The organism is Cohnella caldifontis (assembly GCF_029360585.1).
GTDB lineage: Bacteria > Bacillota > Bacilli > Paenibacillales > Paenibacillaceae > Cohnella > Cohnella caldifontis.
This window is the reverse complement of sequence record NZ_JAQZSJ010000017.1, coordinates 51,397-66,184: the sequence shown is the minus strand read 5'-3', so window position 1 is coordinate 66,184 and position 14,788 is coordinate 51,397. Positions and strand designations below refer to the sequence as shown.

Annotated in this window: 12 protein-coding genes; 9 read left to right on the top strand and 3 right to left on the bottom strand. The window is 56.5% G+C overall.

What is annotated here, in order from left to right; all coding sequences use genetic code 11:
• Positions 1-418 precede the first annotated feature (418 nt).
• Positions 419-1,630: an MDR family MFS transporter gene (locus tag PTZ19_RS19835; RefSeq protein WP_276356953.1), complete on the top strand. Its 1,212-nt coding sequence runs from the start codon at positions 419-421 to the stop codon at positions 1,628-1,630.
• A 37-nt stretch (positions 1,631-1,667) separates the two neighbouring features.
• Positions 1,668-2,660 (top strand): alpha/beta fold hydrolase, encoded by a 993-nt coding sequence (locus PTZ19_RS19830; RefSeq protein ID WP_276356951.1) that lies wholly within the window; start codon positions 1,668-1,670, stop codon positions 2,658-2,660.
• Positions 2,661-2,671: 11 nt separating this feature from the next.
• Here the strand turns inward: PTZ19_RS19830 and PTZ19_RS19825 are convergent, their stop codons facing one another.
• The 3 genes from PTZ19_RS19825 to PTZ19_RS19815 form a co-directional block, all read right to left on the bottom strand.
• The gene (locus tag PTZ19_RS19825; RefSeq protein WP_276356949.1) at positions 2,672-3,343 is read right to left on the bottom strand and encodes a class I SAM-dependent methyltransferase; all 672 of its coding nucleotides are present in this window, start codon (positions 3,341-3,343) and stop codon (positions 2,672-2,674) included.
• A 435-nt stretch (positions 3,344-3,778) separates the two neighbouring features.
• Positions 3,779-4,732: a helix-turn-helix transcriptional regulator gene (locus PTZ19_RS19820; protein WP_276356947.1), complete on the bottom strand. Its 954-nt coding sequence runs from the start codon at positions 4,730-4,732 to the stop codon at positions 3,779-3,781.
• 29 nt (positions 4,733-4,761) lie between these two features.
• The gene (locus PTZ19_RS19815) at positions 4,762-5,637 is read right to left on the bottom strand and encodes a helix-turn-helix transcriptional regulator (protein ID WP_276356946.1); all 876 of its coding nucleotides are present in this window, start codon (positions 5,635-5,637) and stop codon (positions 4,762-4,764) included.
• Positions 5,638-5,816: 179 nt separating this feature from the next.
• Between PTZ19_RS19815 and PTZ19_RS19810 the strand changes: the two genes are divergently transcribed.
• The 7 genes from PTZ19_RS19810 to PTZ19_RS19780 all read left to right on the top strand — a co-directional run bounded on the left by PTZ19_RS19810 (position 5,817) and on the right by PTZ19_RS19780 (position 14,744).
• A complete protein-coding gene (locus PTZ19_RS19810) occupies positions 5,817-6,449 on the top strand; it encodes an FMN-dependent NADH-azoreductase (protein ID WP_276356945.1) in 633 nt (210 codons plus the stop codon).
• A gap of 145 nt (positions 6,450-6,594) precedes the next feature.
• On the top strand, positions 6,595-7,248 hold the full coding sequence (locus tag PTZ19_RS19805) for an EcsC family protein (protein ID WP_276356944.1): 654 nt from the start codon (positions 6,595-6,597) through the stop codon (positions 7,246-7,248).
• A 267-nt stretch (positions 7,249-7,515) separates the two neighbouring features.
• Positions 7,516-8,457, top strand: a complete 942-nt coding sequence (locus PTZ19_RS19800) for an ABC transporter permease (RefSeq protein WP_276356943.1) — start codon at positions 7,516-7,518, stop codon at positions 8,455-8,457.
• A gap of 1 nt (position 8,458) precedes the next feature.
• Positions 8,459-9,349, top strand: a complete 891-nt coding sequence (locus tag PTZ19_RS19795; protein ID WP_276356941.1) for a carbohydrate ABC transporter permease — start codon at positions 8,459-8,461, stop codon at positions 9,347-9,349.
• A 91-nt stretch (positions 9,350-9,440) separates the two neighbouring features.
• Positions 9,441-11,210, top strand: a complete 1,770-nt coding sequence (locus PTZ19_RS19790; protein WP_276356940.1) for a type 2 periplasmic-binding domain-containing protein — start codon at positions 9,441-9,443, stop codon at positions 11,208-11,210.
• Between the two features lie 88 nt (positions 11,211-11,298).
• Entirely contained in the window at positions 11,299-12,909 is a 1,611-nt protein-coding gene (locus PTZ19_RS19785) for a response regulator transcription factor (RefSeq protein ID WP_276356938.1), read from the top strand.
• Entirely contained in the window at positions 12,909-14,744 is a 1,836-nt protein-coding gene (locus PTZ19_RS19780; RefSeq protein WP_276356937.1) for a cache domain-containing sensor histidine kinase, read from the top strand. Before PTZ19_RS19785 ends, PTZ19_RS19780 begins: the two co-directional genes overlap by 1 nt.
• Positions 14,745-14,788 lie beyond the last annotated feature (44 nt).

Here is a 14,788-nt window from a genome sequence, read left to right as displayed (position 1 = left end):
CGGAAAGGCTGCGAAAGACAGCGTAGAGGATGCAAAAGACTCGATAGGTTGCGTAGAGGATGCGAAAGGCTGCGAATTTGGGGATGATCCGAGGTATCCCCCTCAACGGATTTATTGCTTTTGCGCAACAACTTGGCGCATGTCCCCGTGGAAGATGCAGACTTGTTGCGTTTGAGCAATAATTCCGGCCATCTTCGCTTCGCCCCCCGCCCAAGGCCTCGTTTTATTGCCCAAAAGCAATAAAATCAGCCCGTAGGTGCGTCGATCGGCCGAGTTATTGCTCGAACGCAATAACTCCACTCGAAGAAACTTTCGCTAGAGAATCCGGCAAGGAATCGTAGAATGGAAACAACCCATTAATGAGGCAGAAGGTTCACCAAGTGAAACTTAAACGCCAATAGGTAGGAGCCCGCATCTTATGAACCGCATACAAGTCTTTTTCCGTTCCTATCATCCGATCGTGTTGTCCCTTGTCTTCGGGCATGGATTGTCGCGGATCGGGACTTCGATGAGCCTTCCTTTTCTCGCGCTGTATTTGTCCCATAACACCACGATGAACGAAACGATGATCGGGTTCGTCTCGGGGGCGGGCGCGCTGGCCGGTACGTTCGGCGGGTTCATCGGGGGCGCGTTGTCCGACCGGCTGGGGCGCCGGGTCGTGATGTTCGCGGCTCTCTTCGCCTGGGTGATCGGCTTCGTCGGCTTCGCGATCGCCAAGCTGCCGGTCGTTTTCCTGCTGCTGAACCTGTTGAACGGGCTGTGCCGATCGTGGTTCGAGCCGGTGTCGCAGGCTCTGATGGCGGATTTGACGCCTCCGGACAAGCGGATGCGGGTGTTCTCCATGCGTTATTTCGCGGCGAATATCGGCGTATCCGTCGGACCGCTGCTGGGCGCATGGCTCGGGATGGGCGAGGGGCCGCTGCCTTTCCTGGTGACGGGCTGCATTTTCCTGCTCTACGGCGTCGCGTTGTACTTCCTGCTGCTGTCGTTCGGCATCAAGCAGATCGAAGGTCCTCCGAAGGAGAAAATCACGCTGTCATCGGCCTGGCGCGTGATACGGCGCGATTCGTGCCTGAAAATGTTCCTGATCGGCGCCATCCTCGTCGGAGCGGGTTACTGCCAGATGACCGTCACGTTATCGCAGTTCATCGAGGACCATTTCGAAAACGGGGTTCGGCTGTTCGCGGCATTGATGACGGTAAACGCCGTAACGGTCGTGCTCCTGCAACTCCCGATCGGCCGCTGGGCGGAGAAGCGATCGCCGCTCCTGGCCATCCACGCCGGAAACGCGCTGTTCGCCGCCGGGCTGCTGGGCTTTGCGTTTTCGAAGCACTGGCTCGGGTTCGTCGCGGCGATGGTCGTGTTCACGATCGGCGAAATCCTGAACTATCCGGCGGGCAACGTGCTCCTCGACCGTCTCGCTCCGGAAGGCATGAGAGGAACGTATTTCGGGGCCCAGACGTTCGGGAATCTGGGCCAGTTTATCGGACCATGGGCGGGAGGTTACCTGCTCGGCGCTTTCAATGGTCCGGTGATGTTTACCCTCATGGGAATCGTGGTATTGGCGGCATCCGCGTTCTATGGGGCGGGAACGCGGGAATTCGCCGAACGTAAGGGCCTTGAAGCATGATTCACACCATGGCGGGAACGGAAGGGTGCAGAGGAAAATGGCGATCGCGATTGCGGGAGTTGCAACGGTTTTGGCGCTGGGATTGATTTATGAACAGGTTTCAAGGCGCAGGGATGCGCGGAGGCCCGTTCCGGGCAAGCGGATCGAACTAGACGGATACCGCCTTCATATGACGGATACCGGCAAAGACGGCCCTCCCGTCGTTCTGGTCCATGGGGCGGGCGATTGTTCTTACTCTTGGATCCACGTGAGCAAACAAGTCGCTCCATTTGCCCGGGTGATCGCCTACGACCGGCCGGGGATGGGTTCCAGCGATCCCGGTCCCGAGCCGACCCCGGAGCAGACGGTCCAGGTCCTCGACCGATTGTTGGACAAGGCCGGAGTCACGGGGCCGGTCATCCTGGCCGGCCATTCCTTGGGCGGATTGATCGCCCGGCTCTACGCGATGGAATATCCCCATAAGGTCGCGGGCTTGGTCTTCCTGGATTCGACCCACGAGTTTCTGGTCCGCGACGCGAAATTCAAGCAGGGCTTCGCCGCGATCGGCGTGGCGCTGAAGATCATGCGGGTGCTCTCCCCGTTCGGCATCCCCCGTTTTCTGGGCAACGCCTTCGGGGCGATTCCGATGTTCGGACACGAACGTTCCTATTACAAGCAGCAACTGAGTCCGGACGAATACCGGCAATGGAAAGGGATCGTGTACGGCATGTTCGCCCGGAAGGCGGCGGAAGCGGAATTCAATCAAGTGGACGCGCATCTGCGAGCCGCCGAGAATCGGATGAACGCCGCTCCGAAGCCGCAATTCGGGGATCTGCCGGTCGCGGTCGTGAATAACCCCGGTTTCGGCGAGAATTGGACGAAGATGCAGCAGGAGCTCGCCTCCCGATCCACCAACCACATCCACGCGACGAGCGACCGCAAAGGCCACAGTCTCCAAATGCCGCGCCCGGAGCTGGTCGTTAACGCCATCCGCCACGTCGTGGAACAGGTGCGGGCGCGCGGCAGCCGGACGCTGGCGGAACGGGAATAGAGGCGCCGCGGCTATTGCCCATTCGCCGGTTTGTTTGCCCTATATAAGGACAAGGTTCCGTATAACGTCATGAACCGATCCGTCTCCTCGACGTCAACGAATCCGGAATCTTTGATCAATTGGGGAAGAATGCCCTTCACGTGATCTGCCGTCGTCTTAAAACCGTCCAGGAATTGGATGGAGAGAAACGCCAGACGCATCAGACCGTTTTGCGCTTTTCCCCAATCCGCGATGTGAAGCTCTCCTTGCGGCTTTAATATGCGGAAAACCTCATGGAGCGTTCGCCGTTTGTTTTCATAAGTCAGATGATGAAACATGAGACTGGCAACCACCCGGTCGAAGGAACGATCCGGATAGGGAAGTTCATCGGACATCCCTTGATGAAACGGGATATTCATTCCCTTTTTTTCGGCTTTGTTCCTTGCGGCCCGGAGAACCTTAGGATCGATATCGAGTCCGATGACTTCCGCTTCCGGGCAAGCTTGCTTCAATAGCAGGGTCAGCGTACCGGTGCCGCACCCCAAATCTAGCACGCGCCGGCTTGCGTCCAGCCCGAGTTGCTCGATGAGTTTGGGCTTGAAGGTCGATTCTCTCATGGACCAACGCAAAATCGGATCGTACAACGACGTCAGCCAATGAAAACGAAGGGCGGGGATATAATCTTCATTGTCTACTTTACCCATTTACCTCCCTCATTCCCGCGAAAACGCGAAAAAAACTACGACTGACCCATTCGCATACCAGGTCGAAAAATACGGACACCATCAGGCTAAGGGACACAGAGGACGTTATCGGGGGCATTCCTCAACCTATCGTATTCTAACGGACACGATTGCACTTATTCAGCAAAAATACCGCTGATTAGCCGCGAAGTGGGGCGCTTAAGGTCCGTATTGTCCGTTACGATTTGAAAAACGTTGAAATTGCTCCAATAACGGCTGTGGTGTCCGTAACGATCGGCATAAGGCAAATCTTCTGTATGTCAATTAGTCAACCGTAGAAAAAACGCTCCCCTTCATTTTCCGCACTCCTTATCCAATTCGCCTTTTGAAATGAAGTGTAAGCGAATGGGGGCGGCGTCTTCTCCCTCGCGGCGGAAAGAATTACGGTCAAACGGATTAAAATTGTTTTTTCAACTCGGATGGTTTGATGCCGTATTTTCGGACGAACTGTTCGGAAAACGCGCTGACATTGCCGTAACCGACCGTCATCGCGGCTTCGGTCACGGTAACGGCCTGGTCTTTCAGAAGCTTTCGCGCATAATCGAGGCGGATCTGTCTCAAATATTCGAAAACGGTCATGCCGAAACATTCTTTGAATCCCGTTTTCAACTTAAAGTCGTTGAGGCCGACTTTCTTCGATAAAGCCAGGAGCGAAGGAGGATCGGCCATGCAAGTTTCGAGCACCTGCTTGGCCATATGCAGCTTCCGCACGTCTTCCCTGGACAGCCCCTGCGGCCTTGGCGTCGGCTCGAGCAATTGAAGAAGATGCATGTGCAACAGCTCCAAAGCGGTTGCTTCCATCATGAGAGGGGATCGATTGGCGTTATGAAAATCCGCGATTAATTGCTTGATCAACAACATGCTTCTGGCATTGTTTTCGATCGGATAGCAGCGGAAGGATTGTCCTTTGAGGAGTCGGTTAAACTCGAAGTTCCGGGAGGATGAAGCCGCGAATGGATGAGCCGCATAATCGAACAGGGGAACGGGCACGGCCAGCGAAAGAGAAGCATACTGCTGGGCCGGGGGATAAAACTGAACCTGAAAATCTTGAAGAAGAGCAAGCGCCCCCTGCCCAACCGGAATTTCATGATCCTGACCCGACACGGTCACCTGTCGTTGACCGGAGAGCGTAAACTGAAGCTCGACCATGCGTCCTCCGGAAGCAAACCGAAAAGGATGCGGTTTATGATAACGAATATCGTGATACACGATTTCGATCCCGCTGTAAGTCGTCACTTTGCAGGCGTACCCATCGCCGACTTCGGGTCGCGTCGCATAAGAGATTCCGTTCTTATGGCTGAATAACGTTTCATCGAAATACCGCCGATAGATAGACTGCAACGATTCCATAACCCTCACCCCTTACCGCGTATACCGCCTCATACCGGCAACGCATGCTCGCGTAGGCTGCCCAGCAGGGAGGTCAACTTCTCCATCGTATCCGTACGGGGCGCGGGCATCATCGTTTTCAGGAACAGGCTGCCGTCTTGATCGAGCAGGGCGAAACTGTTCGGCTGCAGCGTGAGCAGTCCGGCCTGCGGGTGGCGGAACGTTTTCGGGCTGTCGGGATGGGTCTGGATTTCGTGCCGGCTCCACCATTCCCGGAACTCGGGGCTCCGATCGCTCAAGCGTTCGACCATGTCCGGATACCACGGATCGTGGAGGTACTTCCCATACGAGATCCGAAATTGCGCGATGACGCTTTGCGCCAGTTCCTCCCACTGAACGAACCGTTCGCGGTATTCCGGCCGGGTGAACATCAGCCATACCGTATTCCTTTCTTCTTCGGCCATCGCTGCGTAGTCGCCGAACAGCTCCGCCGCCATGCGATTCCAGGCCCGGACGTTCCACCTGGAATCGTGGATATACGCGGGGCATGGCTCCAGTTGTTCCAAATGCAATTGGAGGGACGATGGCACGGACACGGGTTGGGGGAGAAAGGCGGAAGTCGGGCACGTCTTCTGGTTGGCCAACAGAAAAAGATGTTCCCGCTCGGCGGCATCCAGCCGCAGCGTCCGGGCCAGGCTGACCAGCACTTCGTCCGACACGCGGATGTCGCGGCCTTGCTCCAGCGACACGTACCAAGGGAGCGAGATGCCGGCCAGCACCGCGACCTCTTCCCGGCGCAGGCCCGGCGTGCGTCGCCGCTTGGCGTCCGGCGGAAGGCCGACGTCTTGCGGGCTGAGCCTTTCGCGCCGCGTTCTCAGGAAATCGGCGAGCTCCTTGCGCCTGTTTTCGTTGGATTCGATGATCATGGGTTTCCCTCCGCCGTTCGCTTGATTGGCCTGATAGTCGCAGTACTACTTTTCAAGATGGGACTTTCCGACATGGTAGTTCTTCCAACGCTCGTATAACTGCAGTTCTCCCTCATTTCCGGGCTGGCAGATACACTGGGTTCATCCTTTATCTCCCATTTGAAAGGAAGAACCCTCCCATGTCAACCCTTCTCTGCATTAAAGCCCATCCGCTGGACGAATCGGCGTCCGTCAGCGTGGCGGCAGCCCAAACGTTTCTTGCGGCGTATCGCGAAGCGAATCCGGACGACGAGGTCGTCGTACTGGACCTGTACGAAGAGGATATTCCGCTGCTCGACCGCGACGTCTTTCGGGCCTGGAAGAAGCTTCAGTCCGGAGACTCCGACAGCCTGAGCCCGGAAGAGCGGCGCAAGGTCGAACGGCTTCAGCAGTTATCCGACCAATTCGTAGCGGCGGATAAGTATGTATTCGTGACGCCGATGTGGAACTTCTCGTATCCACCTTTGATGAAAGCTTATATCGACGCGGTGGCGGTGGCCGGCAAAACGTTCAAATATACCGCGCAAGGGCCCGTGGGCTTGCTGGGAGGCAAACAAGCGTTGCACATCCAATCCCGCGGCGGCGTCTATTCGGAAGGGCCGAGCGCGGCGATGGAAGCGGGACACGCGCACTTGGAGAACGTCATGCGGTTCTTCGGGATTCCCGAACTCACGGGCCTCTTCATCGAAGGACACAACCAATATCCCGATCGGGCTCAGGAAATCAAGAAAGAAGCCGTCGCCCAAGCACGGGAGTTGGCGCTTGCGTTCTGAATCAAGGAGAAAGCCAGCCTGAAGCGGCTGGCTTTTTCGCATCCTCTTCGTATATGACGGTTCGGCAGTCCATACAAATCAAAAAAGGAGTTTTGCTTACTTCCGAGAATATAAGAACAAAACAAATTGCGGAGTGGATTGAAACATGCCGAAGTTGAGCGTCGAAGCCATGAAGAAAGCGTTGGATTGGGCATACGATAAAGCGGTGAATGGATTGCCCGGTACGGATACGGCCGAAGAGTTGGCACAAGGATATCTGCGCAAAGCAACGTCAGTGGAAGAGGCGGCTAAGTCTCTGATTCGATGGCAGACCTCAAAATCGGCGACATCCGGGTTCCTCACCGGACTTGGCGGGGCGGTAACTCTGCCCGTAACGATACCAGCCAACATCGCCAGCGTGCTGTACGTTCAGACGCGGATGATCGCCGCGATTGCATGGATGGGCGGCTACGATCTCCGAGACGATAAAGTCCAAACGTTCGTATATATGTGCATGTGCGGCAATGGAGTGAAAGACCTGCTCAAAAACATCGGAATGGAAATCGGGATCAAACTGACAAAATCGGCAATCCAAAAAATATCCGGCAAAGCGCTTGCGGAAATCAATAAAAAAGTAGGTTTCCGGTTGCTGACGAAGTTCGGCAGTTCCGGGGTAATTAATCTGGGCAAGTTGGTGCCGGGCGTAGGCGGAGTGATCGGGGGAACGGCTGACGGAATCGCTACCGCGACAATAGGCAAGGTGGCCATGAAACTGTTCATTCAACCGGGAAATGGCGGAAGAACGGCGCCGGTCGCATGAATGATGGAAGGATGAGCGGCGTCGGATTCGAATAGGCTCGCTGAAATCCGAGTTCCGCGAGGCCTGGGCGCGGATGTTCGTGAAAATTTAGATGATGATAGAGGCGACCCAAGCGGGATCGTCTTCTTGCATTTATCCGTGCCATAAAGCGCTTCCAAACATCGTTGGATCGGTACGTTTTTCGTTAGATTGTCGTATATCAACCGCCGGAGGGTTCTTCTATAATGAGGGCAGATTCCACAAAGCCGGAGAGGAGCCTGCCGGACCATGCACAAAAGTCGGCGCGGTTGGCTGGACGTAAACGCGATCAAAAAATACCGGAGCATGTACCTGTTTCTGCTGCCGGCCGTTCTGGTGACCGTGATTTTTTCCTACGTCCCGATGATGGGGCTGATCATGGCGTTCGAGAACTACAAGCCGCGTCTCGGCTATTTTCACAGCCCGTTCGTCGGCTTCGCGCATTTTCGCGAATTCATGACGCAGCACGATTTCTACCTCGCGTTCAAGAACACGATTCTGCTGAACGGCCTGATGATCCTGATCGGGTTCCCCTTGCCGATCCTGTTCGCCCTTCTAATCAACGAGATCCGGTTCGCCGCGTTCAAGCGGGTTACGCAGACGATTACTTATTTGCCCCACTTCATCTCCTGGGTGGTCGTCTCCGGGCTGGTGTACATCTTCCTCGAAGACGAATACGGCTCCGTCAACGTGCTGCTGCAATGGCTGGGTTTCGACAGCATCGGGTTCATGAGGGAGCCCAAATATTTCTGGGGCGTGTTCGTTGCGGTGTCGGTGTGGAAGGAGATCGGGTGGAATTCGATCGTCTTCCTGGCCGCACTGACCGGCATCGACCAAGAGCAATACGAGGCCGCGACGATCGACGGGGCGGGCAGGTTCCAGAAACTGCGCTACATCACGATCCCCGGAATCGCGCCGGTCATCGGGTTGATGTTCATCTTCACGGTGGCGACGATTTTCGGAGCGAACGGTTCCGGCGGTGCCAACTTCGACGCCATCTACAACATGAGCAATCCGCTGGTCATGGACACGGCGCTAACGCTCGATTATCATGTGTACATGGCCGGGATCCGGTACAACAATCCTTCCTACGGAGCGGCGGTCGGCATGGTGATATCGGCTTTGTCCCTCTTCCTGCTGCTCGTCACGAACCGGATCGGCAAGAAAATCAGCGGATATGGGGCGTTTTGACATGGGGAAAAGGAAAACCGCGACCGCAGCAGACATCGTCATCGTCCTTGTCATGTCCCTCATTTGCGCTGTAATGCTCTACCCGTTTCTGTACAGCCTGGCTTACTCGCTGAGCGACAGCAACCGCGCCATGGTGGAGCGGATCACCGTGTGGCCCGCCGGGTTCACGCTGAACAATTATAAAGTCGTCTTCGAAAATTCGACGATCGTGCAAGCTTTCCTTATCACGGTGCTGCGTACGGCGGCCGGCGTCGTGTACGCGGGCGCGATCGTCGCCTTGGCCGCATACGCGATCACCAAAAGGCAGATGCCGGGCAACCGACTGATCGCGCTGTTCCTCATTATTCCGATGTATTTCACGGGGGGCTTGCTTCCCACGTATATCTGGACCTACAAGCTGGAGCTTTTCAACAATCCGCTCGTTTATATCCTGCCCTACGGCTTCTGGGCGTTCAACATGCTGATCGTCCGCACCTTTTTCGACACGATCCCGGCGGCGCTCGAGGAGTCCGCGAAAATCGACGGCGCGTCGGACTTCAAGGTGTTCCTGAAAATCGTGCTTCCCCTTTCGATGCCTGTAACCGCTACCATCGCGATGTTCAACGGGGTTTGGCATTGGAACGCCTGGTTCGACGCCATGCTGTACGTCACCGACGAGAAGCTGTATCCGCTGCAGTATTTGCTGCAGAAGATCCTGAAGGAAAGCACCCTCTCCCAGACGCTGGCGGCGCAGGGCAACCTGGGTGCCCTCGGGAACGGCAAGACGCCAACCTCGCCGGAATCGCTCAAAATGACCACGCTGATCATTTCGACCGTTCCGATCGTGCTGATCTATCCGTTCCTGCAGAAGTATTTCATCAAAGGCTTCCTGGTCGGAGCCGTCAAAGGCTGATAGTCGCCGACCGCCGGCCGTTACTGCAGAGCGGCGAGGCGTTCGTCACTATACATGCAACACATCCATTCGCAAAACGGGGGAAAAGCAAATGTTGAAACGCGGGTTAAGCGTGATTTTGCTGGTCTCGTTGATTACGGCGATTGCCGCGTGCAGCTCCGCCAAGAACGACTCCGCCGATTCTTCCGCTCCGGCTTCCGGCAGCGGCGGCGGGTCCTCCTCGCAGGCGGCGTCCGATCAACCGTCCGACGCGCCGAAAGACGTCATCGAGTATACGATTTACAACGACAACTTCCGTACCTTGAAGCTGGCGCCGGAAGCGACGGACGTGGTCACTCCGTACGTCGAACAGAAATTCGGACTGAAGGTCAAGCAGTTCCTGCCGCTGACCGACCAGCCGTTCAAGGAAAGGCTGAACGCCTGGATCGCGACGGACTCCATACCCGACGTGCTCGTACTGGGCAAGGAAACCGCCGACTACGCGGTGGCGACGGGAGAATTCGCGGACCTGACCGACTATGTCGCGGATATGCCGAACCTGGCGAAATGGTTCCCGGATCAATTCTGGCCGCGCTTCGAGAACGACGGCAAGAAGTACCAGCTTCCCATCGTCACGACGGGGATGAATCCGGAACTGGACAGCGATCCTTATTATTCGGGCATTCCGAACTGGGCGATCTGGGTGCGGGAGGACCTGCTCGCGCAAGCCGGGTACACGTTCAAGAAGCTGAAGGACATCAAAGCGGAAACGGCTGACCAGGGCAAGAAGCCCGCGGCGGAGGATTTCGCCATCGACCCGCCGATCAACACGCCGGACGATTTCTATAACCTGCTCAAGAAAATCCAGGCGCTGAACGTCAAGGCGAGCGGCCGGTCGCTCATCCCGTTCTCGTCCAGCAGCTGGTCCCAATTCCATCTGGGCACGATGTTCCAATTCGGCCATTGGGAGCTGAACGACGACGGTTCGGTCGACGGCTGGCTCGGTTCAAAGGAAGCCAAGGATTATTACCAATTCCTGAACCGGATGTACAACGACGGCCTGCTCGACAAAGACTTCATCATCCAGAAGGACGACCAATTGCAGTCCAAAATCGCCTCCGGCCAAGTCGCCTCCGGTATTTACATCCCGGACGTGAAAGCCGCGAGAAGCAACCTGCAGAGCATGAACCCGGACGCGGAAATCCGCTACATTCCGTGGCCCAAGAAAACGCAGGGCAAAGGGTTCTACGACATCTACGAAGGCGCGTACTGGCGCCTCATCGTCAAGAAAGATTTCAAGGACATGAAACGCCTGATGGAGTTCTACGACTGGTCGCTCAGCGACGAAGGACTCGAGACGCTGACTTGGGGACCGGAAAGCGCCGGTCTATGGGAAATGAAGGACGGCAAGAAACTGTTCAAGGATCCGGCGGTGGAAGCCGACATGCTGAGCGGCACGCTCGGCGGCAAAGGGTCCGACTATTACGGACTGTACACGATCAACAACCAGGAGCCGGTGTTCTACAGCAAGGCAGGCGCTTCCGGATTGTCGTGGGGCAACAAGTACAATCCGAAGAGTTTCATCCGCAGCTACCCGCCCAAGCCGGACGTCTACTTCCTCAACCAGGCGTACGCATCGGCGGCGGGGTTGGATACGGAAGGCAAAGCTTCTTACGGGGACGGCACGGATTTGACCAACAACGTCAACGGACATTACTGGAGCAAGTTCGAAGCGCTCGACGTGGCCAAGGTGCTCGTACCCAAGCCGGATAAGTTCGACTCCGTCTGGGATCCCTATGTAAATGCTTACAAAAAAGAAGTAAAATATGAGGAAGCCCGCGCCGCGATGGCGAAATGGTTCCAAGCGAATTCGGGTCGGTAATTCGCGGTTCCGATGCCGGGTCACGGGGGAGTCTCTCAAGGACTCTCCCCGTTTTCATCCAGATCCTTGCCGCTCGGGGAGGCAGACGATGTACAAAGTGCTGATCGTGGACGATTCTGCGGTTGATCGGGAAAATTTGCGGGACATCCTGGCGTCTCAACCTTTCGTTTCTTCGCTCCGGATCGTTGGGGAATGCGAGAACGGCGCGGAAGCGCTGGGGTTGGTGGAGGAGCATGCGCCTGATCTCATTATCAGCGACATCGAGATGCCCGTCGCGAACGGCTTCGACCTGGCCAAGAACGTGCGGACCCGATATCCGAACGTCAAAATCGTCTTCAGCAGCTTCTACGACGAATTCGAATATGCCCAAAAGGCGTTGTACTTAGGCAGTTACGGCTATGTGCTCAAGCCGGTGGATCCGGCGGACCTTCGCGAGAGCATCCGGAAAGTAACGGATACGCTGTCGTCGGAGAAAGAACGGGAGCGCATGCAGGAGGAATTGAGAAACCAGCTCGAGACTTATCGCCCGCAAATCGTAGGCGGCTTGTTGAAGGACCATCTTTACGGCATCGGGGACAGCGGCGACCTTCACCAGCGACTGACTTTCCTCGGTGTGTCGCTGCAGCAGGGGTGCTATCGGCTTTCGCTGCTCGAGATCGACGACTTCCCCGCGATCCGCGCCGGGCGTACGGCCGCTGAAGTCCACTTCCTCTCCCATCGGGTCGGAAGGCGCCTGGAAGATTTGCTTCAGGACGACTCCGACGCGGTACTGGTGAAGATGGACGATTCCCATTTCGCGGTGTTGCATCATTTCGCCGATTCATCCCCTCATCCGGAAATCTCCTCCCGAGTGGACCGTCTGGTCGGCCGTCTGACGGAATCTTTCGCCAAGACGGACCTTACGCTGTCGGCTGCCGTAAGCGATTTCACCCGGAATGGGGCGGAGCTGCACCTTTTGTATGAGCAGTGCTTGTATATCTTGCGCCTGAAATTCACGCTGGGCAAAGGCAAGGTTCTGTACGGCAAAGACGTTCCCGCCAGCAAACCTCAGATCGCCTACGATTTCCGCGGGATCGAGAAGGATGTGCGCTTTTTGGTCCATTCCTCGGAAGCGGCGGACATCGATCCCTATTTGGAAAGCTTGTTCACCCAGGCGGATTCGCTGCCCGCGGCATCCGAAGTCAAAGGCTTGTGCGTTTACATCCTGATCTGTCTGCAAAACGACAGGACGGCCGAAGCGCATTCTTCCGACGACTCTTCCGAAAGCCCGGCCGCGGATTGGGATCGGCTGCTCGCCGCCGAGACCGCGGAGGAAGCCAAGCGGATCGTAGCCCGCGCGCTGAAGAACGCCAATCATCGGGTTCGGCGGCAGCAAAACTCGCAAAACAAAAAGATCGCGGACGAGATCCGGAAGTACCTCGAGGCCCAATGCCAATCGTCCGTGAATCTGGAGACGCTGTCGGAGTTATTCCACTACAGTCCCAATTACTTGAACTCCCTCTTCAAGAAGGAAACCGGCATCACCGTATACGATTATCTGACGCAATGCCGGATGGAGAAAGCGAAGCGGCTGCTCGCCGACCGGGAGAAGAAGCTGTATGAAGTGGCCGAGGCGGTCGGCTACTCGCATACGGCGTATTTCAGCAATCTGTTCAAAAAGTATACCGGGCAAAGTCCCAAAGAGTTCAGGGGCTGCTGATGGCGGGGCGCCGGGGATCCGCATTCGGATGGGTGGTCCGCCTCCATCACAACACGCGGCTCAAATACAAGCTGATCGCCGCGTTCTCTTTGCTCGTGCTGTTTCCCGCCCTTCTGATCGGAACGGTCACCTATTCCATTTTCAAATCCCGGATGATCGAAGCCCAGCAGCATTCGATCCAGCAAAGCGTCAGCCAATTGAACAACGCCATCGACAGCTTTCTGGAGATCTATTTCAACAAAAGCCAGACGTTGATCGACAATCCCCAGATGCAGACGGAACTGCGGGAGCGGAACGAAAACATCGACGAAATCGTGCAGTCCCATTACACGATCAATTCCATCCTGAAAGACTTGATCGGCGACTTGAAATACCCGTATCTCAAGCACTCCTATTATTTCGGCGGAAACCTGCAGCTTCGCATCTACGTCCGGAACGAGACGCTGTTTTCGGATGGCCGGAGCATATTTCCTTACGGGGATTTGGATCAAGAGCCCTGGTTCGCCGCTTTCCGGAAATCGGGACGGAAATTCATGTGGCAGAGCGGGATCAAGGACGCTTCCGGCAACTCGTACATCGCGCTCACGCGCACTTTGATCGACTTCGATTCGCGGGAAGAGCTCGGCGTCATGCAGCTTCTGATTCCGGCTGAGCGCTTCGCCAATATCATCGCGCAGAACAACCTGATCTCGGATTCCCGGTTTTACTTCCTCGACGGGGACAACCGGCTGATCGCCACCAACGGCAACGCGTCGGACCCGCTCCCTTGGGAATCGTTCGCCGGGCTGCCGGAAGCGGACGGGATTTATGACGCGAAAGTCGACGGAAGGGCATGGATCGGCGGTTACCAGCTCTCCGCCATGACGGGATGGAAGCTGGTTTATTTCATGCCGCTCGACATCGTGACGAAAACGGTGGATACGATCCGCAACGTCACGGCGCTGATCGGCGGGGGCTCGCTGCTCGTTTCGATCCTGCTGGCGATTCTTCTCAGTTCCTATTTGACCCGCAGAATCAGCGTCCTGGTCCGCAAGACGAACCGGATCCAGGAGAGCGCGGATCTGGTCATCGACGCCGTCATTCCGGGGCGGGACGAAATCGGCCAATTGGACAAAAACTTCAACCGGATGATCAAACGGCTTCGCGAAATGATCGATCGGGAGTACAAGACGAAGGCGCTGATCGACCAGACGAAGCTGGAGCTCCTGCAGCAGCAGATCAACCCCCATCTGCATTACAACGCGCTGGGGATGATCAGCTCGCTGGCCAAGCAGAACGGACAACAGGACATTTTACGGGTCACGAACCATTTGATCCAGTTTTACAAGGGCATCCTCAACAAAGGCAAAATCCTTTCCAGCCTAGGCGCGGAGCTGGAACTGGTCTCCCACTACATCGAAATCGCCAAGTTTGTCTACGGGCTGGACATCGACACGTCCGTGGAGGTCGAGGAGGAGGTCCTGGGCTATTACTCGCTAAAGCTGTTCCTTCAGCCAGTCGTCGAGAACGCGGTATTGCACGGCATCAAGCCGCTGAAGCGGGGGAACCTGTACATCTCCGGCCGGGCGGAAGACCACCGGATCGTATTCACGGTGGCGGACGACGGGGCGGGTATGGACGCGGACGTCTTGGCGCGCCTGCAATCCCAGCTGTCGAACCCGTCGCAGGAGCTGGGTTACGGCTTGGGCAACGTGATGCGCAGATTGAATCTGTTTTTCGGGGAACCGTACGGCATCGCGATCGAGAGCGCGCCCGGCATGGGGACCTCCGTCGCGATCGCGATTCCCAAATACACGGAGGAAGAAATCAAGCGCCGCCTGGGAGGTTCGCTATAACCGATCCGGGTGCTGTCCGTGCTTATTCGAAAATGAAGGAGAAT

Bases quoted from the DNA above. Each gene is read 5' to 3' on its own strand.
- PTZ19_RS19780 (WP_276356937.1), top strand. From the start codon at position 12,909: ATGGCGGGGCGCCGGGGATCCGCATTCGGATGGGTGGTCCGCCTCCAT.
- PTZ19_RS19825 (WP_276356949.1), bottom strand. From the start codon at position 3,343: ATGGGTAAAGTAGACAATGAAGATTATATCCCCGCCCTTCGTTTTCAT.
- PTZ19_RS19800 (WP_276356943.1), top strand. From the start codon at position 7,516: ATGCACAAAAGTCGGCGCGGTTGGCTGGACGTAAACGCGATCAAAAAA.
- PTZ19_RS19815 (WP_276356946.1), bottom strand. From the start codon at position 5,637: ATGATCATCGAATCCAACGAAAACAGGCGCAAGGAGCTCGCCGATTTC.
- PTZ19_RS19820 (WP_276356947.1), bottom strand. From the start codon at position 4,732: ATGGAATCGTTGCAGTCTATCTATCGGCGGTATTTCGATGAAACGTTA.
- PTZ19_RS19795 (WP_276356941.1), top strand. From the start codon at position 8,459: ATGGGGAAAAGGAAAACCGCGACCGCAGCAGACATCGTCATCGTCCTT.
- PTZ19_RS19790 (WP_276356940.1), top strand. From the start codon at position 9,441: ATGTTGAAACGCGGGTTAAGCGTGATTTTGCTGGTCTCGTTGATTACG.
- PTZ19_RS19785 (WP_276356938.1), top strand. From the start codon at position 11,299: ATGTACAAAGTGCTGATCGTGGACGATTCTGCGGTTGATCGGGAAAAT.
- PTZ19_RS19830 (WP_276356951.1), top strand. From the start codon at position 1,668: ATGGCGATCGCGATTGCGGGAGTTGCAACGGTTTTGGCGCTGGGATTG.
- PTZ19_RS19835 (WP_276356953.1), top strand. From the start codon at position 419: ATGAACCGCATACAAGTCTTTTTCCGTTCCTATCATCCGATCGTGTTG.
- PTZ19_RS19805 (WP_276356944.1), top strand. From the start codon at position 6,595: ATGCCGAAGTTGAGCGTCGAAGCCATGAAGAAAGCGTTGGATTGGGCA.
- PTZ19_RS19810 (WP_276356945.1), top strand. From the start codon at position 5,817: ATGTCAACCCTTCTCTGCATTAAAGCCCATCCGCTGGACGAATCGGCG.